Annotated in this window: 22 protein-coding genes; 5 read left to right on the forward strand and 17 right to left on the reverse strand. The window is 39.4% G+C overall.

Going from position 1 to position 25,184, the window contains the following annotated elements; genetic code table 11:
• The first annotated feature begins 36 nt into the window (after positions 1–36).
• Positions 37–717, forward strand: coding sequence for a uracil-DNA glycosylase (locus A9Y75_RS16640; protein ID WP_071190664.1), 681 nt, complete (start codon positions 37–39; stop codon positions 715–717).
• 16 nt (positions 718–733) lie between these two features.
• Here the strand turns inward: A9Y75_RS16640 and A9Y75_RS16645 are convergent, their stop codons facing one another.
• From A9Y75_RS16645 to tyrS, 3 genes are all read right to left on the reverse strand, one after another.
• The gene (locus A9Y75_RS16645; protein WP_071190665.1) at positions 734–1,327 is read right to left on the reverse strand and encodes a hypothetical protein; all 594 of its coding nucleotides are present in this window, start codon (positions 1,325–1,327) and stop codon (positions 734–736) included.
• On the reverse strand, positions 1,324–2,040 hold the full coding sequence (pyrF, locus tag A9Y75_RS16650; protein ID WP_071190666.1) for an orotidine-5'-phosphate decarboxylase: 717 nt from the start codon (positions 2,038–2,040) through the stop codon (positions 1,324–1,326). Before pyrF ends, A9Y75_RS16645 begins: the two co-directional genes overlap by 4 nt.
• A gap of 260 nt (positions 2,041–2,300) precedes the next feature.
• Positions 2,301–3,530 carry a tyrosine--tRNA ligase gene (gene tyrS, locus A9Y75_RS16655; protein ID WP_071190667.1) on the reverse strand — a complete coding sequence of 410 codons (1,230 nt, stop codon included), beginning with the start codon at positions 3,528–3,530 and terminating at the stop codon, positions 2,301–2,303.
• Positions 3,531–3,703: 173 nt separating this feature from the next.
• On the opposite strand from tyrS, the gene A9Y75_RS16660 reads away from it, so the two are divergent.
• Positions 3,704–5,626, forward strand: a complete 1,923-nt coding sequence (locus A9Y75_RS16660; protein ID WP_071190668.1) for a transglycosylase domain-containing protein — start codon at positions 3,704–3,706, stop codon at positions 5,624–5,626.
• A gap of 157 nt (positions 5,627–5,783) precedes the next feature.
• On the opposite strand, the gene A9Y75_RS16665 is transcribed toward A9Y75_RS16660, so the two are convergent.
• Both A9Y75_RS16665 and A9Y75_RS16670 read right to left on the reverse strand, forming a co-directional pair.
• Complete coding sequence (locus tag A9Y75_RS16665) at positions 5,784–6,107, reverse strand: DUF1825 family protein (RefSeq protein ID WP_071190669.1); 324 nt, start codon at positions 6,105–6,107, stop codon at positions 5,784–5,786.
• 324 nt (positions 6,108–6,431) lie between these two features.
• Positions 6,432–7,367 (reverse strand): DnaJ domain-containing protein, encoded by a 936-nt coding sequence (locus A9Y75_RS16670; RefSeq protein ID WP_071190670.1) that lies wholly within the window; start codon positions 7,365–7,367, stop codon positions 6,432–6,434.
• Between the two features lie 503 nt (positions 7,368–7,870).
• On the opposite strand from A9Y75_RS16670, the gene A9Y75_RS16675 reads away from it, so the two are divergent.
• Positions 7,871–8,245: an NINE protein gene (locus tag A9Y75_RS16675; RefSeq protein ID WP_071190942.1), complete on the forward strand. Its 375-nt coding sequence runs from the start codon at positions 7,871–7,873 to the stop codon at positions 8,243–8,245.
• A gap of 14 nt (positions 8,246–8,259) precedes the next feature.
• Positions 8,260–8,793, forward strand: coding sequence for a ComEA family DNA-binding protein (locus A9Y75_RS16680; RefSeq protein ID WP_071190671.1), 534 nt, complete (start codon positions 8,260–8,262; stop codon positions 8,791–8,793).
• On the opposite strand, the gene A9Y75_RS29720 is transcribed toward A9Y75_RS16680, so the two are convergent.
• The 8 genes from A9Y75_RS29720 to A9Y75_RS16715 form a co-directional block, all read right to left on the reverse strand.
• Positions 8,770–9,054, reverse strand: coding sequence for a hypothetical protein (locus A9Y75_RS29720; RefSeq protein ID WP_177176220.1), 285 nt, complete (start codon positions 9,052–9,054; stop codon positions 8,770–8,772). The two genes, A9Y75_RS16680 and A9Y75_RS29720, sit on opposite strands and share 24 nt — an antisense overlap.
• Positions 9,055–9,163: 109 nt before the next feature.
• A complete protein-coding gene (gene lepB, locus A9Y75_RS16685) occupies positions 9,164–9,736 on the reverse strand; it encodes a signal peptidase I (RefSeq protein ID WP_071190672.1) in 573 nt (190 codons plus the stop codon).
• Between the two features lie 219 nt (positions 9,737–9,955).
• The gene (gene grpE, locus A9Y75_RS16690; protein WP_071190673.1) at positions 9,956–10,483 is read right to left on the reverse strand and encodes a nucleotide exchange factor GrpE; all 528 of its coding nucleotides are present in this window, start codon (positions 10,481–10,483) and stop codon (positions 9,956–9,958) included.
• A 2-nt stretch (positions 10,484–10,485) separates the two neighbouring features.
• Positions 10,486–11,091 carry a molecular chaperone DnaJ gene (locus A9Y75_RS16695; RefSeq protein WP_071190675.1) on the reverse strand — a complete coding sequence of 202 codons (606 nt, stop codon included), beginning with the start codon at positions 11,089–11,091 and terminating at the stop codon, positions 10,486–10,488.
• A gap of 13 nt (positions 11,092–11,104) precedes the next feature.
• Positions 11,105–13,549, reverse strand: coding sequence for a peptidase M, neutral zinc metallopeptidase site (locus A9Y75_RS16700; RefSeq protein ID WP_071190677.1), 2,445 nt, complete (start codon positions 13,547–13,549; stop codon positions 11,105–11,107).
• Complete coding sequence (locus tag A9Y75_RS16705) at positions 13,546–14,037, reverse strand: LysM peptidoglycan-binding domain-containing protein (protein ID WP_071190679.1); 492 nt, start codon at positions 14,035–14,037, stop codon at positions 13,546–13,548. The genes A9Y75_RS16700 and A9Y75_RS16705 overlap by 4 nt, the downstream gene beginning before the upstream one ends.
• Positions 14,034–16,217: an Hsp70 family protein gene (locus tag A9Y75_RS16710; RefSeq protein ID WP_071190681.1), complete on the reverse strand. Its 2,184-nt coding sequence runs from the start codon at positions 16,215–16,217 to the stop codon at positions 14,034–14,036. The genes A9Y75_RS16705 and A9Y75_RS16710 overlap by 4 nt, the downstream gene beginning before the upstream one ends.
• Positions 16,218–16,724: 507 nt before the next feature.
• Positions 16,725–17,087 carry a hypothetical protein gene (locus A9Y75_RS16715; RefSeq protein WP_071190683.1) on the reverse strand — a complete coding sequence of 121 codons (363 nt, stop codon included), beginning with the start codon at positions 17,085–17,087 and terminating at the stop codon, positions 16,725–16,727.
• A 337-nt stretch (positions 17,088–17,424) separates the two neighbouring features.
• On the opposite strand from A9Y75_RS16715, the gene uvrB reads away from it, so the two are divergent.
• On the forward strand, positions 17,425–19,422 hold the full coding sequence (gene uvrB, locus A9Y75_RS16720; protein ID WP_071190684.1) for an excinuclease ABC subunit UvrB: 1,998 nt from the start codon (positions 17,425–17,427) through the stop codon (positions 19,420–19,422).
• Here the strand turns inward: uvrB and A9Y75_RS16725 are convergent.
• The 4 genes from A9Y75_RS16725 to A9Y75_RS16740 all read right to left on the reverse strand — a co-directional run bounded on the left by A9Y75_RS16725 (position 19,419) and on the right by A9Y75_RS16740 (position 24,869).
• The gene (locus A9Y75_RS16725; protein WP_071190685.1) at positions 19,419–19,766 is read right to left on the reverse strand and encodes an STAS-like domain-containing protein; all 348 of its coding nucleotides are present in this window, start codon (positions 19,764–19,766) and stop codon (positions 19,419–19,421) included. The two genes, uvrB and A9Y75_RS16725, sit on opposite strands and share 4 nt — an antisense overlap.
• A 12-nt stretch (positions 19,767–19,778) precedes the next feature.
• Positions 19,779–21,869: a hypothetical protein gene (locus tag A9Y75_RS16730; RefSeq protein ID WP_071190686.1), complete on the reverse strand. Its 2,091-nt coding sequence runs from the start codon at positions 21,867–21,869 to the stop codon at positions 19,779–19,781.
• 78 nt (positions 21,870–21,947) lie between these two features.
• The gene (locus A9Y75_RS16735; protein WP_071190687.1) at positions 21,948–22,568 is read right to left on the reverse strand and encodes a hypothetical protein; all 621 of its coding nucleotides are present in this window, start codon (positions 22,566–22,568) and stop codon (positions 21,948–21,950) included.
• Between the two features lie 57 nt (positions 22,569–22,625).
• Positions 22,626–24,869 (reverse strand): bifunctional serine/threonine-protein kinase/formylglycine-generating enzyme family protein, encoded by a 2,244-nt coding sequence (locus A9Y75_RS16740; RefSeq protein WP_071190688.1) that lies wholly within the window; start codon positions 24,867–24,869, stop codon positions 22,626–22,628.
• Positions 24,870–25,184: the final 315 nt, after the last annotated feature.

A 25,184-nucleotide genomic window follows, 5' to 3' on the forward strand; every position in this document is an offset into this window, starting at 1 on the left:
CTTTAGAAAAATTGCCCAGTCAAAATCCCAATTTTCATGAGCAACGATACTCAACTTAGCCTTTTTAACGAATCAAGCTTTAACCAAAAAGATCTAATTCCCACAGATTCTAAAATTCCCATTCCTACCGATACTTATGCCAAGATAGACGATTTGGCACAGCATTGTCGTATCTGCCAACGTTGTGAATTGGGGAAAACTCGCACTCATGCTGTAGTGGGACGTGGTAACTTGCAAGCTACAATCATGATTATTGGGGAAGCACCGGGGCAACAAGAAGACGAAACCGGTTTACCATTTGTGGGTAAATCAGGGCAATTACTAGATAAAATTTTGGCATCTGTAGAATTAAATCCAGATAACGACGTATATATTTGTAATATTGTCAAATGCCGTCCACCAGAAAATCGAGTTCCCACACCCGATGAAATGGCGGCTTGTAAGCCTTATTTATTAGAACAAATTCGTCTAGTTAATCCGAAAATTATTTTATTAACAGGTGCAACTGCTGTCAAAGCTGTAACAGGCGATAAGCGACAAATTACGAAAATTCGCGGTCAATGGCTAGAGTGGTCAGGGCGTTTATGTATGCCGATTTTCCATCCTTCCTACTTGTTGCGTAATCCTTCTAAAGACAAGGGTTCTCCTAAATGGTTGATGTGGCAGGATATACAGGCAGTGCGGGGGAAGTTTGATGAAATCCGAAATCACGGCTGATGAAACTTATTTCCAACTATCGCATTCGCACAGTTCCGGCTTGACAATCGCGTAACCAAAGTTTAACACCTTGAGCGATCGCACCGTTACTACTATCTCTTGCTGGTGCAATAGTTGATTTGGCTGGATAAGCAGCAGTTTGAGTCAACATCATGACCAAATTCCAACCATTTTTAGTTTTGGTTAAAAACAGTCTGTGAAATTGTTGCAATTCTATCGCTTTTTTATTTATATACTGTCGTTCCAAGGTAGTAAAAAAAATCTGCTCAACTCCCTCCGATTCGTATTTGACGGCATCAATACCGGGATTTAAAGGTAGAGATTGAAACTCCGGTTTACCTGCTGCCAATATATAAGGGAAAATGTCTACACTTCTTCCCAGACGACGGGCGCGTTGGGTGGTACGGTTGGCGTAACTCGGTAAATCACGCAACAACTGAGTAGTTATTGTTTCTAAACTTTGCTCAGAACAGAAAAAACCGATTTTTTCATTTTCCCCCTGCCTGCTATCCTGGGGGGTGAGAGTTTTGGAAAATGCAGGGTAATGAAGGCTATTAGAGATTAAAAGCCAGCAGCTAGAAGTTACAAGCCAGCTGATTCTTGCTTTCATGAGACTGTGTTAACTTCTTCAACAATCTGATTCCAAGCTAATTCAGGTTCAGCCGCAGCAGTGATAGGACGACCAATAACTAGATAATCTGCACCTGCAAGTATAGCTTGAGAAGGTGTGAGCGATCGCTTTTGATCTCCCTTTTCTGCCCAAGTTGGACGTACTCCTGGACAAACTAGTAAAAAATCATTTCCACAACTTTCTCGTAATTGTCCTACTTCTTGGGGAGAACAAACCGCCCCATCTAAACCAGATTCTTGAGCTAAAAGCGCCATTTGTAAAGCAAATTCCGGCAATTCTAAAGGAATTTTCAAATCAAACGCCAACTGTCTTGTAGAAATGCTAGTTAACAAAGTAATAGCGATTAACTTTGGTGGTTTAGTCCCCGCTTTTTCCGCCCCAATTTGCACAGCTTCCACCGCAGCCTTGAGGGCATCTTCACCATTAGTAGCGTGAATTGTCAATAAATCCACTCCATAACTAGCCGCAGCCCGACAAGCACCGGCGACAGTGTTGGGGATATCGTGAAATTTCAAATCTAGAAAAATCCGCTTTTGGCGAGATTTGAGAATTTCCAGAATAGTCGGACCAGTGCCGGTAAACAACTCCAAACCAACTTTCCAGAAAGTGACTTGAGGAAGTTTATCAACAAGAGCGATCGCACTTTCTAAATCTGGTACATCTAAAGGAACGATAATTTTTTCAGTAGTCATTAGTCATTAGTCATTAGTCATTGGTCATTAGTCAGGGGAAAACTCTTTGCTGTCTCCAGTCACCTATACCTCGTTCCCAGTCTCTGACTGGGAATGCCATCATTGAGGCTCTGCCTCTGTTATCTTTGATAGCCCAGCGTAAGCCATAGTCAGAGACTTATAGAATTCATTGCCATACAGAGTATGGGAACGAGAAAAAGAGAATAGTCTAGTATTCTGCGCCGTAACGCAGCCTAATAGCTTTTTTCAACAACATTTGACTATATAATAGGCATCGCTTCTTTTAAGCTTTCCTTAGAAGAAACAAGTTTGATAAACTTATTTTTACCAACTTGTAAAACTCTACCGTCTAATTCGCTATGTTGTTGGTAAGAGGTATCAACATCAGTAATTTTAGTACCATCTAAGCGCACTCCACCTTCTTGAATTTTGCGTTTCCCTTCTCCTGTACTCTTACACAAACCACAAGCACCGAGAATATAGGCTAATTTAGCGGGAAATTGAGGTATGGTATCTAGGAAAAAGATTGGTAATGCACCTTCCTTACCACCGCTTTTCGCTGCCTCTTTCGCCTCATTAGCCGCTTGTTCGCCGTGATACTGACGGACAATTTCCCAAGCGAGAAATTCTTGGCGATCGCGCGGGTTTTCTGGCAGACTATCCAAAGGTAAATCTGTCAGCAATTCAAAATACTGTGACAGTAAATTATCTGGCACACCTTGCAACTTCTGATATTTTTGGGAAGGATGTTCTCCCAAAGCAACATAATTACCTAAAGACTTAGACATCTTTTGTACACCATCAGTACCAATCAAAATTGGCAGAAGTAGCCCAAACTGAGGCTTTATCCCGAAATGGCGTTGTAAATCTCGCCCCACAGCGATGTTAAATTTTTGGTCAGTTCCGCCCAACTCCACGTCAGCCTCAACAGCCACAGAATCAAAACCCTGCATTAGTGGATACAGGAACTCATGGAGGAAAATCGGATTCTCCTTTTTATAACGTTCTGCAAAACCTTCTTTGGCTAACATTTGTCCAACAGTCATGGTGGAAAGTAACTCCAAAGTTTTCCCCAAATCTAGACGGGAAAGCCATTCCGAGTTATAACGCACCTCCAACCGACCAGGTGTGTCAAAATCTAAAATAGGACGCACTTGGTCAAGATAAGTTTGGGCATTTTGTGCTACATCAGCTTCTGTCAGTTGACGACGCACATCAGATTTGCCAGTAGGATCACCAATACGTGCGGTAAAATCACCAATAATCAGAACAGCTGTATGACCAGCATCTTGAAAAGCCCGTAGTTTGCGTACTGGTATACTATGACCAAGATGAATATCCGCACCCGTAGGATCAATACCCAGCTTGACTCTTAAAGGACGATTTGCATTTGCTAAACGCTGTTCTAGACTTTCAGTTTCACTATGATCATGAGGTTCCGGAAAAATTTCTGCCACACCACGATGCAGCCAAGAGAAATCTTGAGCCATACTAAGGGATTCACTATTAACTACATTTTGCACTTTAGAAATTAGGTTAGTTATGTTCACTGGCAAATTATCCGTTTACTGCGCTGCCAAACTACTATAATTGCAAAAAATTAACCGTCTGATTTCATTGAATGAATTACATTTATATTTACAAGTGAGGAAGTGAGATCGCCGTGTCGTCTAGGACTTTTGAAGACAAACAGCCACCAGAGAAGGCTTCATCTGGTTTTGAGTTTTTCAAAGGAGTAGGTCAGGTAACTGGCGGTACTCTGTTATCTATCACCTTGCTGGCAAGCTCTATTGTAGCCGGAGGACTAGTTGGACTAGCCATTAGTTTCCGCAATTTGCCAGATGTGAGACAACTACGTAACTTTTCTCCTTCAGAAACTACATTCATATATGACATTAAAGGTAAGCTCTTAACAAGTGTTCACGGGGAAGCAAACCGAGAAGTTGTACCCCTAGATAAAATTTCCCCCAATCTCAAACGGGCAGTATTAGCCAGTGAAGATGCTACCTTCTACACTCACCACGGTATTAACCCTAGTGGTGTTGGGCGGGCTGTGGTAGTCAACTTGATAGCAGGGGGTGTGAAAGAGGGTGGTTCTACCATCACCATGCAGTTGGTGAAAAACCTGTTTTTGTCTCAAAAGCGTGCTTTTACCCGCAAGTTAGCAGAGGCAGTTTTAGCAATTAGGCTAGAGCAAATTCTCACCAAAGACCAAATTTTAGAAATGTACCTCAATCAAGTTTATTGGGGTCATAACAACTACGGTGTACAAACAGCGGCACGTAGTTACTTTAACAAGTCATCAGCAAGTTTAACTTTGGCTGAGTCAGCAATGATGGCGGGTTTAATCCCAGCCCCAGAAGAATACAGCCCATTTGCCAATATGAAGCTGGCAAAACAGAAACAAAAGGAAGTTCTGGGGCGGATGCTAGAATTGACTTGGATTACCCAAAAGGAATACGACGACGCTCTCAAGCAAGAAATCAAACTTGGTAGAATTAGGTCATTTCAAGGCAGTGCTTCACCTTATATCACCAATACCGTAGCCCAAGAATTGGCGAAAAAGTTTGGGCGGGAAGCGCTGCTAAAAGGTGGAATGCGGGTGCAAACCACAGTTGATGCCAAATTTCAAGAAATGGCAGAGGCAACGGTCAACAAGTGGCATAAAACTTTACTTGGACAAGGGTTATACAAAAACCAACTCGCCCTAGTAGCAGTTGATCCCCGGACACATTTTGTCAAAGCTCTAGTCGGTGGAGTAGATCCTAAAGCCAGTGAATTCAATCGCGCCACCCAAGCTCTACGCCAGCCAGGATCTTCTTTTAAACCCTTTGTTTATTATGCAGCCTTTGCCACTGGCAAATATGGGCCAGATAGCACAGTGGTAGATTCCCCAGTCAGCTACCGAGATGGTAATGGTTGGTACTTTCCGAGAAACTATGATGGCGGCTTTAGCGGCTCTATGTCAATTCGCACTGCTCTGGCTCAGTCTCGCAATATCCCCGTGATTAAGCTTGGTAAAGCGGTGGGCATGAATAAAGTAATTGAAATCTGTCGCACTTTGGGCATTATGAGTCCAATGGAACCTGTAACTTCTTTGCCTTTAGGTGCAATTGGGATGACACCTCTAGAAATGGCTAGTGCCTATGCTACCTTTGCCAATTATGGCTGGCAGTCGCCACCAACAGTAATTGTGCGAGTCACAGATAGCAGTGGGAATGTGTTACTCGACAACACACCCAAACCGCAGCGAGTCCTTGATCCTTGGGCATCGGCAGCGATTATTGATGTCATGCAATCTGTAGTCACAAGTGGTACAGGTAAAGGTGCTGCTCTAGATAGGCCAGCCGCAGGTAAGACGGGAACAACTTCCTCTGAAAAAGATATTTGGTTTGTGGGTACAGTACCACAACTCACAACTGCTGTCTGGGTAGGGAGGGACGATAACCGTCAATTGTCCAGTGGTGCAACAGGTGGTGGTATGGTTGCTCCCATCTGGCGTGATTTTATGGTGAAAGCTCTCAAGGATGTACCTGTAGAAAAGTTCAAGTCACCCTCCCAGTTTACTCGCCCTAAATCAAATTAGTGTTAATGGAGGCAGGGAGCGGGGCAGGGGGCAGGGAGCAGGGAGCAGTAGGTAATTATTTCTCCTCATCTCCCCATCTCCCCATCTTGAGCGTCCCCGCGTCCCCGCGTCTCCCTGTCCCCGCGTCTCCCCATCTCCCCATCTCCCCAGTCTCCAGTCATAATTGTTTTTCTAGCTCTGTTTTCATCCTTTGTAGGGTGACATTCATTTGCTCAAACATTTGTTGCGGAGTGACACCAAACTGACCCATCTGAGTTTTAAGCTGCTGCATGGTCATTTGCGCCATGAAATCTTCTGATAGCTCGAACCGCTTCATAAAGACGCGATATCTATCCATCATTGCTTCCATTTGCTCAATAAACAGCTTTTTGCCCTCGCGGTCAAATTTGCCGTAGTTGTTGCCAAGTTGAATCAGCGCTTGATAATCTTCAAACAGCTGTTTGGCTTCTTGCTGAACTATTTCAGAATCAAAGAATCCCATTTTGCTTCTATTCAACCGAGTGTTATTACTCAGTAACTTCAAATTTTGCCTCTATTTCTATTTTAGTCCAGGGGACAAATCAATTCAAAATTCAAAATATAGCAGGAGTCAGGAGTCAGGAGTCAGGAGTAAAACCCTCTTGTAGTGGGAGTTTCATTATCAATTGATGTCCTAACCACCCTGTCCACGGCTATAGTGCTGACAGCAGGCCACTTTTACAAAATTCCATAGAACTGCTGAGAGGGATTGGGATATTTTTTAATTTGGAAGTCCCTAACCGTCCCCGCGTCCCCGTTTCTCCGCGTCCCCGTGTCTTCTGCGGGCTTAAGAATCTTTTTTAGATAAAAATCGATTTAATAAGGCGGCGATACCCACAGCTTTGGCAACTGATTTAGGATTAGCGTTTTCAGTAGATTGAATGTTCAGTTGAGCAGCGTATTTCAAAGCTAGGGGTTGAGTGGGATTGAGTTTTAATGCTTGACGTATGTAAACCTTAGCCATTCCTAGGAATTTCTGTTGGAAATGTACTACCCCCAGTAATGCATAATAATCGCTGTTATTTGGTTCTAGCTTGATAGCATCGCGCAGTTCTTGTACTGCTAGATCCCATTTTCCTTGTTCTCCATACTGAACAGCCCGCTCATAGTTACGTCGAGCATAGTTGATCGGATTGGGGGTAAGATTTTTTTCTTGAGGTAATTTCAGATCGACTGGTTTGATTTCTGGTCGGGGGATGATGGACTTCGATGAAGTTGTCCACTGTTCTGTGTTTGAAGCATTATTTTTGTGTAAGGATAAATAAACTAAATTCAGTTTACTGATTTGTTTAGTAACTTGATGTGATTGCGAGAGTGACTTATATTGGGCAGAGGCATAAGAAGTGATGGCTTTTTCATAGAAAAACTCAGCCTCATTAAGAGACAGGGACATGATGTCGAGATTGAGTCCAGTTTGAAGAACTAAAACTTCCTGTTGGTCTAAGTCTAGAGCTTTTAAGCGCAACATTTCTACTATGTTGAGCCGTTTTTTTGTCTGTTTCAATTCCTGGTAAGCTGGGTTAACTAAACGAGTCAATATGACTCTGCCTAATTCAGCATCTCGATTATTAGTATTGATATAGTTATCAGGATGTAGTTGCTTTGCTAAGGCATGATAACGTTTAAAAACTTGATGATCATCCGCATTCACAGAAACTCCCAATACAGCATATGGGTCAATGAGTAGTTCAAGTACTTCTGGTGGCAGGGAGTTCTGTGACATTTTAGTAAAATTTGCATATAAAAGCTTTAAGGTGGCAGCAAAGCTAAGTGCAGACTCAGAAATGTTGAATTAGGGGAATTAATGCCCAGGGTTTGTAATGATATATATAGCAGTTATATGTGATTTTTTTGTATCCCTGACGGGAGTGTATGGCTAAGGCCACCCAAGCTAGAGTCAAAATGGTCTGTGTTCTGGCTGGGCTTAAACAACTCAGTACCCGGATTTTCCTTGTTTTCTGTTAAGAGTTAAGAGTTAAGTAGATGGTTAGAAAATTAAGATGTTGGTCGGTTTTTTCAACAATTAAACAGGAATTGTACATAGCTTAGTTGTTTGAATTTACTTAACTTGTCAGAAGTAACCGATAACTATTGACTAAATCCATAAAATAGATTTAGATATGCATTTTTTGTTTCATAGTTCACTATGCTGAATTAATCTAAGTGAATTTGCTAGGTTGACTGTTTTGTCTTAGGAGTTGTGGTATTTGGAGACTGATGGATATGATTTTAAACAAACGGAAAAGCCGAAGCATTGCTGCTATTTTAGCCTTTTCTGGCACAATGACAATTTCAGGATTACATAAATTTTACTTAGGACAACCACTATGGGGAATTGTATATGTTTTGTTGTCTTGGACACCAATCCCTAAAGTGGCTAGTGCTATAGAGGGAGTTTGGTATTTAGCCCAAGATGAAGAGGCTTTTGACCGAAATTTTAATTTCGGTAAGTCAGCAGCTAAGGTTTCTCTTCAGGTCAGTAATCAAGTAGAATCAGTAGCTAGTGCGGTACGTGAGTTGGATGCTCTGCGCCAAGATGGTTTAATTTCGGAGTATGAATTTGAGCAAAAGCGCCGCCATCTGCTAGACCAGATTTCTTGAAGCAAGCACAAACGATGAACAACTGGCTACCTTTAAATCTGAAATTGCAAAAACTCCGCGCCAAGCTGGTGAACGATCCTTACTATCGTCTCCAATCTGGGGAAGAAATTCAGATGGCGGCACAACTGGGTATGCGTATTGATGCTAATCAAGCAACTGTTGATGATTGGCTGCGTTTACCTGGTTTGTCTATTCATCAAGGGCGATCGCTTGTGGAACTTTCCCGCTCTGGTGTTAAATTTTATTGTATTGAGGATATTGCTGCGGCTTTGAGTGTGCCTGTACAGCGGCTAGAACCACTGAAACCTCTACTTAATTTTAGTTACTATGATGACGAATCTCTAGATAAACCTACTTACTTGCTGAACCCGAATACAGCAACATTAGAGAGTTTAGCGAAAATTCCTTTTATAGATTTGCCCCTAGCCCAAGCAGTATTGCAGAACCGTGTCACTGCTGGGCTTTATCGTAATCTGGTTGATTTTCAGCAACGCCTAGAATTATCTGGTGAAGCGATCGCTCAGTTAATGTATTATCTGCGGTTTTAGGAAGAAGGTGACAGGTGACAGGTGAACCAGCGCGGTCTTGGGGGTTTCCCCCATGAGCGACTGGTGAACCCGAAGGGTGACAGGTGACAGGTGAACCAGCGCGGTCTTGGGGGTTTCCCCCATGAGCGACTGGTGAACCCGAAGGGTGACAGGTGACAGGTGAACCAGCGCGGTCTTGGGGGTTTCCCCCATGAGCGACTGGTGAACCCGAAGGGTGACAGGTGACAGGTGAACCAGCGCGGTCTTGGGGGTTTCCCCCATGAGCGACTGGTGAACCCGAAGGGTGACAGGTGACAGAAAGAAAGCAGAGGAGGCAGGGAGAGATTAACTAATGACCAATGACCAATGACTAATGACTAATGATTAATGATTAAATTACCCCAAGACGGTCTAAAGGCCAGAAGCGAAAGGTAGCGCGACCAATGAGGTTTTTTCGTGGTAAAAAGCCCCAGTAGCGAGAGTCATTGCTATCGTTGCGGTTGTCTCCCATCACAAAAAATTCATTTTCTGGGACTGTTACGGCTGGGAATGGTTGATTTGGGGGTTCGGCGATGTAGTCTTCTGGTAAGGGTTGACCATTGAGGTAAACTTTACCCTTATTAACACTAATTACCTCTCCGGGCATACCAATTACCCGTTTGATAAAGGCTTGATTTTTTTCATATCCCCGACGTTGCAATTCTGGTGGTGAGGAAAAAACGACTATATCGCCAGTTTTGGGAAGGTGAAAATGATAGGATACTTTTTCTACTACTAAGCGATCGCCTGTGTGTAAGGTGGGGTACATTGATGCTGATGGGATTAACCGAGGTTCGGCGATAAATGTTCTAATCACCAGTGCTAAACATAAAGCGATCGCAATTAAAGTCAGATTTTCTTGCCAACCATGCCATGTTTTTGAGGATGTGGAAGTTTCTTTAATATTACTTTTGTCAGGATTCATAGTATTTTTCAGCAAGTTTAAATTTGGAACTACCTTGACTATTGTGACTCTAAATGTATATTTATTAGTACTTTTGGTTCTGTGCGAACCTTTACAAATAAATAATCTGAATATAGCGTTTCTTAATCACATGAGGTACATTATAGCCACCTCCACGAAACAGCGGGGAGGGGGTTGGGGGTGGGGTGATTGTATCTCACTCAACCGATAAACGCTATATTAATTTATAGTTTCATTTATAATTTCATTTATATTATCATCTAAATTTGATTCTACTTTAGCGGTAATTACTTCTGTAGGACGGAGAATTTTATCACCCCAACGAAATCCGCGACGGACAATTTTAGTAATTGTTTGGTCGGGAACATCAGTTCTTTCTTCTCGATCTATGACTCGACACAAGTTAAAATCTGGTTCTGTAGTTGTCAATTCTATAGGTAAAAGTTGGCGTTTTCCTAGTACGCTGATAAATTTACGATTAACTGCGGCTATGGAACGGGGTAAGCGTTCTATAAATTCTGGACTGGGGTTAGGGTTATTTTCCAGATAGTCTAATAATGCTTCTAGTGCATCAGCAACTTCTAACAGTTCTAAAAATAAATCTTCAGTTTGGGCTGCGGTTTGAGTTTTTTGTTCTCTTAGAGATTGTTGCAAGACAACATTTTCTTTTTCGAGAATACCAAGTTTTTGGATGAGTAAATCGCGTAACTCTTGACTTAGAGGATAAATTGGAGGTAATTCAGACACGGTTATGTTTTTTTAGATAACATAGCTAAGATTTTGTTAGCCCAAGTATTTACTTGAGGATGAGTATGATTACTCAACATTTGCGAAATGGCCTTCGCTCTTTGTAATTGTCCACCCATTTGATAGGCTTTAATCAACCATATTTGCGCTTGCAGATAGTTTTGACTATTGTGTTCTTTACAGCGTTGGCAGTAGTCTTCTAGGTATTTGATCGCTTTGGGATAGCGTCCTTCTCTACAGGCTGTGATGCCTTCTGTGAATAGTTCTGATAAAGGAATTGGTAAAGGTTCTCGTTCTAGGTTTTCTTGTTGGGTGGCTTGAGCGATCGCATGATCTAAATTATCAAATTCTGATAATAAAGTCAGTGAGGGTGCTGTTTGTGTCAACGCCTCTAAATTACTATACTTGAAGCGCTTAATAGTTGGCAATATTGGACGCAAATAGTCTGCAATTATTCTTTCTTCTGACTTCATTAAGCTTTTTTGCGCTTTAGCAATCACATCTATAGGATATTGTTTGCGCTTTATTGCTAAGGCTACAGCTTTGGTAATTTCAGCTTTTGATGCAGCTTGAGATATACCGAGAATATCGTAGGGATTACTTTTCATCATTCACCCTTTTTCAACAAAGTTTGAGGCTACGGTAAATTTCTTGGAATGCAGGTTCATCTGGACAAATTTCATAAGCCCATCTTCCTAGATTAAGCATGGCTTCACCATCAGTTAAAGTATCATTTTTAATCCCATTAATTAATAAATCTATAAAAAGTTCGGCGACAATATAACGTACTCTATCATAGCGTGATTTTTTAGCCTTACTCACCATTTGTTCAAAACGATTTTGATGAAAAAGTTGCTCAATTTCTTCCAAATCTTGGTTAAATTCCACTTTTTCGATCATACTAATGACAACAGGATTATCGTCATCAATATTTTTAATCTCTTGAAGTTTTTCTAAAGCTTTTACTGCGGTAATTTCTTCATTAATCAGCTGCTTTCTGATTTCTTCTGCTTTATATTCAGCTAAATAACTTCTAGCAGCATTACTGCTGAAAATATCATACCAAAACTGAGCAAATTTTAAATGTTCTGAAAATTCTGATATAGCTTGACGTTGCAAACTAAAAAGTCTATCGATTTCTTTTTGCCAATCTTGATTATCTTGAATTTCGGCTTTAGCATCTTGCAACGGTAGAATTGCTAATTGCCATTTTTGTTGTTGTAAGTAATAGCAACCTTGATAATAAGCGATGAAGCTATGAGCAAATTGTTCGATTTCATTATTAGCTGGAGTTGTCGGTTTGATTTCAATTGCTCTTTGAATATCACTTTCTAAACAAGCAGCTACTGCTAAACCCCAAGGGGTATAGAGAGAACGGAGAATTTTTTGACTAGGATATATTTTATATATTAAAAGATTTTGCCAGTGGGAACTAAATTTTTGATAACAGCCAGGTGTAATAAATACATCATTGACTTGCATTCCTGAGTTTGCAGGTTCTCCCATAAATCTGAGTGCGACTAACTCGCAACGGTAGTAATCGCGCAGTTTTAAATAATATTCATAATGTTCATAATCTTCAATATTGGTATTTTTGATATTATCAATTGCTGCTTCTAAACGGCGTTTTAATTCTAAAGATATGGAAGTAAAATCAACAGCTTGATTTCCCAGCCAAGGTACATCTTCAAGAGTTGGATCTGTTGTTAAATTTGCTATAGCAGTTGATAGAGAAATAATTAAATCTAATAATTTATCAGGGTTATTTTGAGAATAATAATAAGTAGCTACTGCCCAATTGTGTAATGTAGTAATATTAGGATTAACCATCCAGATATTTTTCATTTCAGTAGCAATCTTCGTCCAGTCTGAATCTTTCCAAACTGCGGCTTCTAAACTTGGTTGGATATGTTCTTGAAGATTAACTTCAACTACAGAATTAGCTCCAAATTTTTGGATATATTCCGTACTGGCTATTTTAGCTGCTGCTAGATTTTCAGCTTTAACTAACTCTTCAATATTCTGTAAAGATAGTAAACGTTGATGTTGAGCAATGTGTTTAATAATTTCTCGTTGTTCAGTTATTGATCCAGCAGATACACCTTGCCATTCTCGATAAGCTAATTGTAAATTTGCTTGTTGAGCTAGTACAAAACCTCGCAAATAAGCGGCTTGTTGTCCTGATAAACCTTGTAAGTGAGATAGTGCATTTTCCCAATCTTGCATTTTAATTGCAACTAAACCTAAGCGGATTTGGCAATCTGTAAAATTCGGTAAAAGAGATTTTGCATTTTCATACAAAGATTTAGCTGCTGGTAAATACCCGGCTTTTTCGGCTGCTAATCCTTGACGGAATAGTTCTCTACCTTGAACTATTGATTTGATCTTTTCAAGTAAATTTATGCCGTCGGAACGAGGAAAGTTTGTCAAAGAAAAATCTAAAAGTGCGATCGCTCCCCGTAATCTGCCTTCAGATACTGCTTGCTTTGCTTTTTGTAGCGCCGAAGTGTAAATTTCTTCTTGCTGAACTTGGATTTGAATTTCTGAAATAGCTTGTTTTATTGCATCTGTAGAATATAACTTTTCAGCTTCTTGATATGTAGAGAGTGCATTGATAAAAAAGCGATTTTCTGCCTGTGATTGTGCTTGCTTTACCAAGACTTGAAATTGTTCTCGCTTTTCCAGTTCCTGTTGGCTGTTTTGAATCGCTAATGATACCTGCTTATCGTGAAGAATTCGGTTATGAAGATGATAAAGTGCGATCGCACTAGATAAAGCTTGAGTTTCTAAAGGATCACCATGATCTCGTTGAAGAATCAATTGAGCTTGATTAGCTAAATTATCTGCTTGTGCAACTTGTTTACGCCAATCTTCTAATTGTTGTTCTAGCTTATCTACAAGATTACCGATGAATAATTTACCCAGCCAACGTTCCCAGAAAGCAGGTTTTTCAGCCCAAACAGCGAGTGCAGTTTGAGCAACGGTAATAGCTTCTCGCAGTTGCTTGTGTTGAGCGAGTTTTTCGGCTTGCTGACTTGTTTCTTTGATGCTGTCAAGAATGCTCATTGGTTCTTCTCCTGACAACTACGAGGAATCATTAATTTTTCACCAGGATCTATATAGTAGTTTTCCCGTTTTTCTAATAGAGGATTAGCTTCAACTAGAACTTCCCAAGCGGTTCCTTTCTCGCAAATTTTTTCAGAAATTAAACTCAGGCTATCTCCTGGTTTGACTGTGTAAATAATTGATGGTGGCTGCTTCAATGTTACCGGAGAATTGACAGATGGTTTGGGGGTACTAACTATTGTGGAAATAAAAGGAGATGATTTTACAATCAAAAAACTGCCTCCTGCACCCAATCCAATACCTATCATCAACATTAGCAAAGCTACAGTCAAAGTCCATTTACTAAATTTGCTTTGTGAAAGCGGTTTTTTTAGTTGAGGTAAATCTTGAAGTGTGCGAATGAGGGCAAGATCAGTATCACAGTTAGGGCAAATATTACCCTCAATTTCTTGATAACCACACACAGGACAATTGAGCTTGGTATTCATCGCGTCAGTCCTGTGATAATGCTATTAGTTGGTAAATCTTGATTTAGCCAATGTTGGACATCTGGTTGCAGTTCACGCAACAAACGTTCGGCTTCGTTACCATCACCATTAGACATTGCTAACAGTGTGCGGGAAAGTTTGTCAGACATCGCATTTGCTTGGGTAGGTGCGACTGCTTTGGCTTGTTGGATGGCGATAATACAAGCTTGAATTACCTGTACTTCTTCGGGTAGGTTGGTGAGTTCTCGTCTTGCTTCTTCGCTGTGATACTCCATTGCGGAGCGGTTATTGGTGTTAATTGCAGATGCCAATTCTTGACTTAGTGTTTGCAATCTTTCTTGCTGGGGTTTGAGAATCATAAACCCACAAAGTCTGACTATGCGATCGCACTCATGCATCTGAGTTTCTGCTTCTAGGCGTTCTGGACACATAGAAACTTGGAATTTTTGCAAATTTTCTCCAGCCCGTAGACGTAAATCGCTGCGTTCTTCTCCTGTGACAGGATTAATAATTTGGTTAGTTAATTGTACCACTGGTACTGCTAACTTGAGTGCTTCTTCCACACCGAATATAGTCAGATTTTGGTGATTGAGTTGAGCGATCGCATCTTCTAAATCTTGATATATTCTCTCATCGGAACGACCACGAGAAAAAGTACAACTAACTTTCACCGCTGGAGCATTTTTTAAAGTTGCTGTCATTCGCAAATCGCTGTTCTTTTCATCCAACTCTAAATACACTGTAATTTCGGTTCCGGCTGGATATTTTTCATTTAAACCCAACCACATTTCCCCAATTCTTTCATAATTATTATTTTCATCTGGGCTGAAAAACTGAAAATGAATTAGCCGTTGTCCCTCAGCGATAGTTTTAAAAGTGTGGGATGTTGTCACTGGCAAAATATCACCCCGATTAATCACTTTTGTATACTTGCCATCTGCTAATTTAATGGCATAATCGCGGGATACTGTGGTGACTTTATCTGTTTGTCCAGCCGCTACAATTGCTGCACCTTCAGCCACTGCGTACATAGGCCGGGGATGCAAAACTACTTTATTAGCGCCAAAAGCCTGTTTAAGTTTGCTTTGTACCAAGGGAATTTGGGAAGAACCACCTACCAAAAGCACCACATCTACCATTTCTAAGTGATATTGAGCATACTCTAAAGCTTGGCGGCAAATTTGCAGCGAATTTTCTACCAAATCACTAATCATGATTTCAAATTGCTCGCGGGTGATTTCCACCTCAATGGGAATTGCAATTCCCAATTCATCAAATAGTTGCGTAGAAGGCGCAATCATCGCCACTGTAAAACTACTTAATTCGACTTTTGCCCTTTCTACCGCTATTTTTAGATCAGCGTTAAACCTTACCCGTTGGTAATAGGGCATTTTGGCGATTAATTCCTCAATATCGCCAATTCTTTCTTGTTGAGCAATTTGCTCTTTGACAAACTTAACTAGCCGTGAGTCGATGTCATCGCCACCTAACCATAAATCTCCTGCTTTTCCCTGTTCAATAAATGAAGTTCCGGCTGCGGTAATTACTGAAGCATCAAATGTCCCACCGCCAAAGTCATAAACCAAAATCGTTTTTACATCGTCGCTATTAGGTGAAAACCCGTAGGATATCGCTGCTGCTGTCGGTTCTGGTAGCAGTTCCAAAGGAGTTAGTCCGGCTTTCAGTGCGGCGGTGCGGGTAGCATAGCGCTGTTTATCGTTGAAATATGCCGGAATAGTAATTACAGCTTGGTCGATTTTACCAATTCCTTGGCGATAAGCTTGGGCATTTTGCACCACTTTTTTGAGAATTTCCGCTGAAATATCCTCTGGTTGGTATTCTTGATTTCCTAACCACACCGCAATGCTGTTGTCTGTTCCCTGTGTCGGTTGGGAAATTTTGTAACCAAATTCCGATTTTTGCTTATTTACTGCTGAATCACCAAAACCTCTACCCATCAAGCGTTTAATCGAAATAACTACGTTTTCGGGGTCATGGCGTAGCTGGTTGTAAGCTTGTTCTCCGACTAAAAATTTACCTTGGTCGTAAGCAACTACAGAGCGCGTGAGTTTCCTCTCTGGAGGGGTGTTATCATTTGCCGTCACTACTTCCACTTCTGCCAACTTAAAAGCAGCGACAGAGTTAGTTGTCCCTAAATCAATTCCTATTGCCTTACCCATTGCTGATCTTCACCATGCTGATAATGTCGATTTTTCTAATACTCTAGGCAGACTGCCACGTTATTATCCACATATTCAGGGCAGAAGCCAGCTATTTATTAAGATTAATACATATACAGCTAAAAACCTACTATAGAAAATTTACGTAAATTTTATAGATGTTTCCCTAATTCTACTAATATCATTTCTGTAGGGGTAAAGCGCATTGCTCATTGGTGTCAAAAGTTATATATCTCGTTCCCAGTCTCTGACTGGTAATGTGATCACAGAGGCTCTGCCTCAAGCGGTTATTAAAGGCAGAGCCTTCTAGAATTCATTCCCATACAGAGTATGGGAACGAGAAAACTTAATTACGAATTACGTTGGCGGTAGCCTGCCGTAGGCACTATTACGAATTACGAATTACGAATTATTTAAAGTAATTATGCCTCCAGCAAACTACGTAACTGCTAAATCGTAGAGTGCTAGAGGCAATATTTAATCCGCCCAAAACTTTTCAGATCGACTCTAATCTAGAAAACCCATCAGAATTTCCGAATCATCAACAATATTTGGTGCTATTGGACGATTACCGAAAACTGAATAATTTTCAGAAACTATTATTGAACTAGAACCAATGGGACGAATACCAGACAGGTTAATACTACTAACAACTTGGAATGTGTTAGCACCAATGGGACGAATTCCCATTTCGTTATAGGATTCAACCACTTCTAAACTACTTGTGCCAATAGGACGTAATCCAGCGATTGAGAATGTTTCTGCGACTTGTAAGCCATTGCTGCCAACGGGATGCTCTCCAGCAACTATAATTGTTCCCTGAGAACCTTCTTCTGTGTTCAAATTATTACTCTGGTTATTTTCTTCCACTGTTATGTCTCCTGTGAAGCTCAGGCGCTTGATAAATTAACACCTATGGCTTGTTAAGTGAATTTTACAATAAGTAAGGAAAGATATATTTTTTCCTATATATGAGAGTGTAACCTTAAAAAACCTCCTTTAAAGATAAGTTTCTTTACAACCGACATATAAGTAAATGTAAAGAGTCAAATTTTGTTAAAAATTATTGCTAATTATTTCCCCGCGTCCCTCATTCTCCGCGTCCCTCCATCTCCGCGTCCTCTACTGACTCCTGAATTTTGCTGTAAAACCCCACGGTAACAGATGGTGAAGCTACTATGGTAAAGGGTATCTTCAGCAAAACTGTATGACGGAATTTTGTCTTCAAGCTCCCTTTACTCCAACTGGCGATCAACCTCAAGCGATCGCACAACTTGTAGCCAGCATCCAAGCAGGTAATCGTTACCAAACTTTACTCGGTGCGACGGGAACTGGTAAGACTTTTTCCATCGCCGCAGTTATTGAGAAAATCGGGAAACCGACTTTAGTTTTGGCGCATAATAAAACCCTAGCCGCGCAATTATGTAATGAATTACGGGAGTTCTTCCCCAACAACGCTGTTGAGTATTTTGTCAGCTATTACGACTATTATCAACCAGAAGCTTATATTCCCGTCACTGACACATATATAGAAAAAACAGCGGCGATTAATGATGAGATAGATATGTTGCGACATTCCGCCACCCGTTCTCTATTTGAACGCAAGGATGTCATCGTTGTGGCTTCTATTAGCTGCATTTACGGCTTAGGAATGCCGGCAGAATACTTAAAAGCAGCTATCCCTTTGCAGATAGGTATGGAAGTTAATCAAAGGCAGATTTTGCGCGATTTGACATCTGTGCAGTATAGCCGCAACGATATAGAAATGGGCAGGGGAAAATTCCGCGTTCGGGGTGATGTTTTAGAAATTGGCCCCGCTTATGAAGACCGCATTATTCGCGTTGAATTTTTTGGTGATGAAATTGACGCAATTCGCTATATCGACCCGGTAACTGGAGAAATTCTCAGTAGTTTGCAAGCTGTAAATATTTACCCTGCACGTCACTTTGTCACCCCAGAAGAACGTTTAGAAGTTGCTTGTGAAGATATTTCCGCAGAATTAAAACAGCAAAAATTATCATTAGAAGAATTAGGAAAATTAGTAGAAGCACAACGTATAGACCAACGCACCCGTTACGACTTAGAAATGTTGCGAGAAGTCGGATATTGTAACGGTGTAGAAAACTATTCTCGTCATTTAGCAGGTAGACAAGCTGGAGAACCACCAGAATGTTTAATTGATTATTTTCCTAAAGATTGGTTATTGGTAATAGATGAATCTCACGTTACTGTTCCCCAAATTCGGGGGATGTATAACGGCGACCAAGCGCGGAAAAAAGTATTAATTGATCATGGTTTTCGCCTTCCCAGTGCGGCGGATAATCGTCCTTTAAAAGCAGAGGAATTTTGGCAAAAGCCTAATCAATGTATTTTTGTTTCTGCTACTCCTGGAAATTGGGAATTAGAAATTTCGGAAGATAATATAGTTGAGCAAGTAATTAGACCAACGGGAGTAGTTGACCCGGAAATTTTTGTCCGTCCCACTGAAGGACAAATTGATGACTTGTTAGGAGAAATAAAGGATAGAGTTGACCGCCACGAAAGAACGTTAATTACTACTTTAACTAAACGCATGGCGGAAGATTTAACTGAATATTTGGAAGACAAAGCAATTAAAGTCAGATATTTGCATTCTGAGATTAATTCCATTCAACGCATTGAGATTTTACAAGATTTACGCGAAGGTAAATTTGATGTGTTGGTTGGGGTGAATTTGCTGAGAGAAGGTTTGGATTTACCAGAAGTTTCTTTAGTTGCAATTATGGACGCAGATAAAGAAGGTTTCTTACGTGCGGAACGTTCTTTAATTCAAACTATTGGCCGCGCAGCACGCCATATTCGTGGGAAAGCGATCATGTATGCTGATAATTTAACAAAAAGCATGATTAAAGCCATTGATGAAACCGACCGCAGAAGGGGTATTCAAATAGCACATAATAAAATGCACGGAATTACACCACAACCAATTGTGAAAAAATCCGGTAATGCAATTTTGTCGTTTTTAGATGTATCTCGGCGGTTAAATTCAGGTGATTTAAAGGTGGTAGATGATCATTTAGATGAATTATCGTTAGAAGATATTCCAGAGTTAATTACCCTGTTAGAAAAACAGATGAAAGAAGCTGCGAAGAAGTTGGAATTTGAGGAAGCGGGAAAATTGCGCGATCGCATTAAACATCTCAGGGATAAAATGTTGGGACGTTAGAAAGTTCTAGCCATATCTGTAATAACCGTATCCACAGCAGTACGATATTTTTCATCAGAGTAATAACGTTTAGCATTAGCCATCACGTGTTTAATAACATCCCACCCATCATCATTGAGAGAAGTGAATTCCAGTAATTGATTCAACTTCTCTGCTGGGATATCTTTCAACAATTGACCAAATGCAAAATTTACGAATGGAGGTGCAAAAATTTCCACTCCTGCAAAATCTAACTCTACAGTTTCACTATTTAGTAAACATGGATGAATCTGAGTATATAGCTTTTCTCCACCATTAACTGTGATGGCATATTTACCGACGATATCATAAACTTTGTATATCATTTCTCTATCTCCTTACCCTAGCAAATCTCTAGCAAATGAATATTCACGATAAAAATCCAGTGTACTTGCAGATAAGCTGCGCGTTTTCCATAATTCTGTTTTTAGCGAGTCATTAGAATTTACGTTATCAAGTAAAACTAATAACTGTGGAACACTAAGAAACCAACTGTTGGAAAAAGGTGAAGAGTTGGAAGTAGTACAGTTTAAATTATTTAGTTTTTTTAAAAGGTCATTTATTTCCTTCAGAATTTTATCAGCTTTTGTTTGAGATGGCAAATCGGTTATATGAATTTGATTCCTAATCATTAAATCGAGTAAAAATACAATATTTCTATCATTTAATCCACCAAAATCTAGTAGTGTAATTGCTATTTTAGCAACATCTCTTCCATCTAAATCAATTCTTGAACCAGTTTTTAGCGGTAAGCAACCAGATTTCCTAATTAATTCTTCATGTCCTGCAAGCTGAGTTTGTGCTTTTATTAAACTTCTAGTAATATCAAGAAATATATCAACTTGATTACCACCCTTGGCTTGTGGCGTTAATTCTTTCTTTTTAACTTCAATAAATATTATTGTATCCTTAGTTTCCACAACTAAGTCACATTCACCTTGGATACCATTAATCTTATATTTACCGAATTTGCAAGATATTCCTTTTTTTTGAAACTCCTCTTTAATAAATTTTTCAATCTCATCACCAACTTTTTGATCAAGGCTTTTATTGTCAAATTGCTGTTTAATATAAGAAATTATATATTCATTTTGTTTTAGAAAAGAAATAATAGCTTGATAAAAAGCAGGTGAACACCATGATGGATTTAACATTACATATTCATCATTGCTTGTTTTCAAAAGAGGCTTAAATTGAAAATCTACAGATGAAATATCATTGGGGAATTTTAAGTTGTGATTAGCAGATTTCTCATGTGATAGGATATCTAAGATTTTTCTCAGACTTTCGTGAGAAATATTGGGCATTTTTGATGCTAGAGATTGAAAATCATAATAAGTTGGTGTTCTATCATGATTTGCTGATTGAATAATTGTCTCTATAACTTCAAAGATTTGATCTAAATCTAACCCTGTTTTAGTTCTAAACAAACCTCTATCAATCCATCCAAACAAACCAAGTAAAATTCTTAAAACATCAGATGGTCGCAATTGAGTTAGAGTAAATATGCTATCATAAACTGTAATATCTTGTAAAAAGTTGACTAAAGTGTCTATTGTTTGGAAAAATATTTGAAGTTGTTCGTAAGGCTGTACATCAAATATTGCTGCAAATTCCGTAGAAGTTTCAATTAATCTTTTCCAAGCATCTTCTGGAGAACCAGAAATGTATATAGATGATTTAAGAGGATTTTTAACAGCTAGATTTAGAAGATAAGATACAGGTACATTTGGCTCATTTGAGTCAAATGTGCGGACTAAATGATATCTTTCTTGTTTATGATTAAACGAATATTCATTTTCTATCCAAGCAAATAAATTAGAAACTACGTTTATACCACCAAGAAATTTTATATCATCCTCAAGTTGCTTGATTAATCTCTCTTTTTCTGAAGATTTCATTATTACTTTTCCATCTTCAATACTTAATTCATAACCTTTTTTCTTTAAATTCTTGGCCGCCTGACCTACTGCAAATTGACGTTTATATCTTTCTTGAAAGTCTTCCATGCTAGGTTCTGCAATCGGACCAGCTAGAGTTCTAATATCCTTAACTGCTTGAATAGCTGTTCGCCATTGATTTTCATGATCTAAAGAATAAATACTACCGTTTGTTATAAAGAAGAGAATTTTTTCTAAAATAGCCAAATAAGGCTGTAAAGTTTTTTTATCAACTATATAGCTTAGAATAAAATATTCTCTTAATTTCCGTAAATGTGATACCTTAAAATCAGAGTCACAGCCACCACAAAGAGATTCTTGTACTACTCGTTGAAGATGAAGCTCTACTATTTCACCTTTTAAAGAATCGTCATAAGCTATTCCATAGTGTTCATACTGCCTATAAAAATCTAATTTCTCTATATCATATTCAGCTAATGTTGAGCTTGTGGTATCAACCAGGTTTCTAAATTGAATTTCTAAAGACATATTGTGTACAGCTTTTTGAGTTAAGATTTTAGCGTTTGTTGGTATTTAGGTATTATAACAGCATCCGTTTTTAACGCGCTACATCCACCCCCGCAATTTTTTATGCACCACCGCTAAATACCACATATAATCATCAATCTTGTAATTATCAGCAGCTTTAACAATATACTCTTGCGCTAATTCAATATTATTCTCAGCTTCGTAATACAAACCTAAATAAAGATGACTATAGAAATTACCTTTTACTCCTTGCAACTTACCAACATTTAACACATCATCAGTTGCACAATTTCCCGCAAACAAATCATAGACAGAACGCATAATTTGTCTGGAGTCATTTTTCACAGGTAATAGAGAATTACGCGCTTCCGTCACACCTGAGAAACGCGCTATACAAAGATATCTCCAAACTGTTTCTTCCACATCTTGAGAATTTACAGTTAAATCTATTTCAAACTGTTTCGCACCCTCAGCAAATCTTTGGGCATAATAATAAGATAAACCACGTTGCCAAAGATAGGGTGTAATTTTAGAATCTAACTTTTCTGCGGTGTCAAAATCTTGAATTGATTCCTCAATTTTAGCAAGTTTAAAGTAAAACATCCCTCGCTGAATGTAAGCATTAGGGTTATTTGGTTGATTACGAATAATTTCGTTCCAGCGTTGAAGTTGATTCTCTAGAGAATTGGTAGAAAACATGATTTGTGAAATTGAAAAATCTTATTTTGTGAAGTAGGAATATTTTATAAAGAACTACTAACTCGACGTAACAGAACAAGCAACACGAAAACCATGATTGAAATCCTTGCAAGTCGCAACGTAACTAACGCGATAAGCAGAACGGCAGTAGACAGGACGGTAAGACCAAGAACCTCCGCGCAGCAAACGACGAGGGTGATTATTACTTCCACTCAGTCGCGCACTACCATCAATTGGCGCACCTATATAATTATCGTACCAACCATCTTCGCACCACTCCCATACATTACCATGCATATCGTGTAAACCGAAAGCATTAGCGGGAAAAGTTCCTACATTTGTAGTTTCTTTGCGGTTAACACCTTTTGAGCCATTACTATAAACATATTCACCATTATAATTTGCTAAATGAGTGCTAAGAGTAGCGCCAAAATTAAATGGTGTAGTTGTCCCTGCACGACAAGCATATTCCCATTCTGCTTCACTGGGTAAGCGATATAATTTACCTGTTTTTCGTGATAATCTGGCGCAAAACTCCTGTGCTTCATACCATGATATCTGTTCCGCTGGTCGGTTAGCACCTTTAAAATGAGATGGGTCTGAGTTTAAATCAATTTTAACTTTTGGTAAGCTAGAAACGGCTTTCCATTGTGCTTGAGTGACAGTAAATTTCCCCATGAAAAATGGTTTGATAGTCACTTCATGTTGAGGACTTCCCCTATCCGTGCTTTCCAGTTCATTTTCTGGCGAACCCATTAAAAAATTACCACTAGGAATTGCCACTAATTCTAAAATTATGCCATTTTCTAATTCTTCTAAAAACAATGCTGATTTTTTTATACTGCGCTGAATTTCCCAGGTTGTTCCTATACCCATAAATCTAGATTTTGAAATCAATTGTGCTGTTTCAAACTCAAATAAGTTTGTTTTTAAACTAGATGAAGATTGTGAACTATCACTCAACTTATCGGCTAATTTTTGCTGCTTTTCTTGAGTATCAGTTTTAGGTTTTTCCTCTTTGACCGAAACTGGTAGCTGAGTTTGATTTATTTTTTTTGCTTCTTGTCGCCGACGTTCATACTCTGCTCTTTTTGAACTCAGAACTCGTTTCTCAATCACAGATGAATCTTCATTTTTCAGCCCTAAATACTGACGAAAGTCTTGCAAGTCTTTAATCATTGTTGGACTAAAAGGATATTGTTGATTAACAGCTGCTTTTAAAACTTGTTCATACTCTTTTAACTTGCTTTCTTGTTCCTGAAGTAGTTCTTGTTGCTGACGTTCAGACTCCCGATAAAGTTGTAAAACCTCTGCTCTAATGTTCAGTGCTTCTAGTTCAGATAAACCTAACTCAATTCTTTTCGCTTCCAATATTTTCAACGCCACAACCGAAACATTTCCCTGACTTTGTTGAGCGTGTGTAGTCGCTTCTTGAAAATAGATATCTCTAGAAGAATTAACTATAATTTGGGATGCTGGAATTGCTAAAGGTGAAGCAGAAGTTAATTTTTTCAAATCCTCCAAAGCCGCTTGAGCATTGGCATAGCGTAAACTATAGTGACGACGCACCATTTTCGTGAGTACTGCTGCTAAATTGTCACTTAGCTGGACTTCTTGTTTCCATTCTAACTCTCCTGTTTCCAGGTTTTCTTCGATATTTTGAGGTGGTAAACCGGTTAATGCTTGAATAGCGGTTACTCCCAACGCATAAATATCACTTTGAAAAACAGTTTTTCCTCTAGCTTGTTCTGCTGGCATATAACCAGAAGTACCTGCTACAATGGAACTTTGCATATTACCGTGACTATTCACGATTTGAGAAGCCATTTCCTTAACAATACCAAAGTCAATTAAACACACTTTGCCATCTTGTTGTCGCCGAATCAGATTTGGTGGTTTGATATCACGGTGAATCACCCCTTGTTGGTGAACAAAAGCTAAAACTTCTAAAAGATCCTGTAATAATTTGGTGACATAACCTTCACTCAGTCGCTTACCGCGCAGAATTTCTTTGTCTAAACACTTTCCTTGAATAAATTCTTGGACTATGTAGAATTTTTCCTTTTCTTCAAAGTACGCTAGTAAATGAGGAATTTGGGAATGTGTACCCAATACTTCTAAAATTCTCGCTTCTTTTTCAAAAAAATTGGCAACGCGAGTATTGAAATGGTGTTGAGGTAGAAGTTCCTTCACCACACATATAGGTTTACTGGGTTTTTGGGTGTCTGTAGCTTTATAGGTAATGCCAAAACCACCAGTTCCTAAAACTTCGATCATCTCATAACGTCCACCTAGTAGCATAGTCTAATTGCACCTAAAAACCGATACAGAGGTAATATATACAGCTTAATCTAGTATACAGCGGTTTCCGCTCTTATGAGGTACATCTTAGCCCCCTCCTCGCTTGCGGGGAGGGGGTTGGGGGTGGGGTTCTTGTACCTCATAACACCGGGAAGTGCTGTAAGTCTTAGTAAGTACAATGATCTAGGACTTACGCATTGACAGAATAACAAAATAGTGCATTGATAAATAAGAGTCGTCGAGTAATGGGTATGAGAGAATGAGAGAAATTACTAAACCCTCGACAGCACAATGCAATCTAGACATCTACACCTT

Origin of the sequence: Trichormus sp. NMC-1 (genome assembly GCF_001858025.1) — a bacterium.
Taxonomy (GTDB): domain Bacteria; phylum Cyanobacteriota; class Cyanobacteriia; order Cyanobacteriales; family Nostocaceae; genus Anabaena.

What these genes read in the sequence shown, in the direction of transcription:
- A9Y75_RS16640 (WP_071190664.1), top strand. Translation starts at nt 37, where the DNA reads ATGAGCAACGATACTCAACTTAGCCTTTTTAACGAATCAAGCTTTAAC.
- A9Y75_RS16645 (WP_071190665.1), bottom strand. Translation starts at nt 1,327, where the DNA reads ATGAAAGCAAGAATCAGCTGGCTTGTAACTTCTAGCTGCTGGCTTTTA.
- pyrF (WP_071190666.1), bottom strand. Translation starts at nt 2,040, where the DNA reads ATGACTACTGAAAAAATTATCGTTCCTTTAGATGTACCAGATTTAGAA.
- tyrS (WP_071190667.1), bottom strand. Translation starts at nt 3,530, where the DNA reads ATGGCTCAAGATTTCTCTTGGCTGCATCGTGGTGTGGCAGAAATTTTT.
- A9Y75_RS16665 (WP_071190669.1), bottom strand. Translation starts at nt 6,107, where the DNA reads ATGGGATTCTTTGATTCTGAAATAGTTCAGCAAGAAGCCAAACAGCTG.
- A9Y75_RS16670 (WP_071190670.1), bottom strand. Translation starts at nt 7,367, where the DNA reads ATGTCACAGAACTCCCTGCCACCAGAAGTACTTGAACTACTCATTGAC.
- A9Y75_RS16680 (WP_071190671.1), top strand. Translation starts at nt 8,260, where the DNA reads ATGAACAACTGGCTACCTTTAAATCTGAAATTGCAAAAACTCCGCGCC.
- A9Y75_RS29720 (WP_177176220.1), bottom strand. Translation starts at nt 9,054, where the DNA reads ATGGGGGAAACCCCCAAGACCGCGCTGGTTCACCTGTCACCTGTCACC.
- lepB (WP_071190672.1), bottom strand. Translation starts at nt 9,736, where the DNA reads ATGAATCCTGACAAAAGTAATATTAAAGAAACTTCCACATCCTCAAAA.
- A9Y75_RS16695 (WP_071190675.1), bottom strand. Translation starts at nt 11,091, where the DNA reads ATGAAAAGTAATCCCTACGATATTCTCGGTATATCTCAAGCTGCATCA.
- A9Y75_RS16700 (WP_071190677.1), bottom strand. Translation starts at nt 13,549, where the DNA reads ATGAGCATTCTTGACAGCATCAAAGAAACAAGTCAGCAAGCCGAAAAA.
- A9Y75_RS16705 (WP_071190679.1), bottom strand. Translation starts at nt 14,037, where the DNA reads ATGAATACCAAGCTCAATTGTCCTGTGTGTGGTTATCAAGAAATTGAG.
- A9Y75_RS16710 (WP_071190681.1), bottom strand. Translation starts at nt 16,217, where the DNA reads ATGGGTAAGGCAATAGGAATTGATTTAGGGACAACTAACTCTGTCGCT.
- uvrB (WP_071190684.1), top strand. Translation starts at nt 17,425, where the DNA reads ATGACGGAATTTTGTCTTCAAGCTCCCTTTACTCCAACTGGCGATCAA.
- A9Y75_RS16725 (WP_071190685.1), bottom strand. Translation starts at nt 19,766, where the DNA reads ATGATATACAAAGTTTATGATATCGTCGGTAAATATGCCATCACAGTT.
- A9Y75_RS16730 (WP_071190686.1), bottom strand. Translation starts at nt 21,869, where the DNA reads ATGTCTTTAGAAATTCAATTTAGAAACCTGGTTGATACCACAAGCTCA.
- A9Y75_RS16735 (WP_071190687.1), bottom strand. Translation starts at nt 22,568, where the DNA reads ATGTTTTCTACCAATTCTCTAGAGAATCAACTTCAACGCTGGAACGAA.
- A9Y75_RS16740 (WP_071190688.1), bottom strand. Translation starts at nt 24,869, where the DNA reads ATGCTACTAGGTGGACGTTATGAGATGATCGAAGTTTTAGGAACTGGT.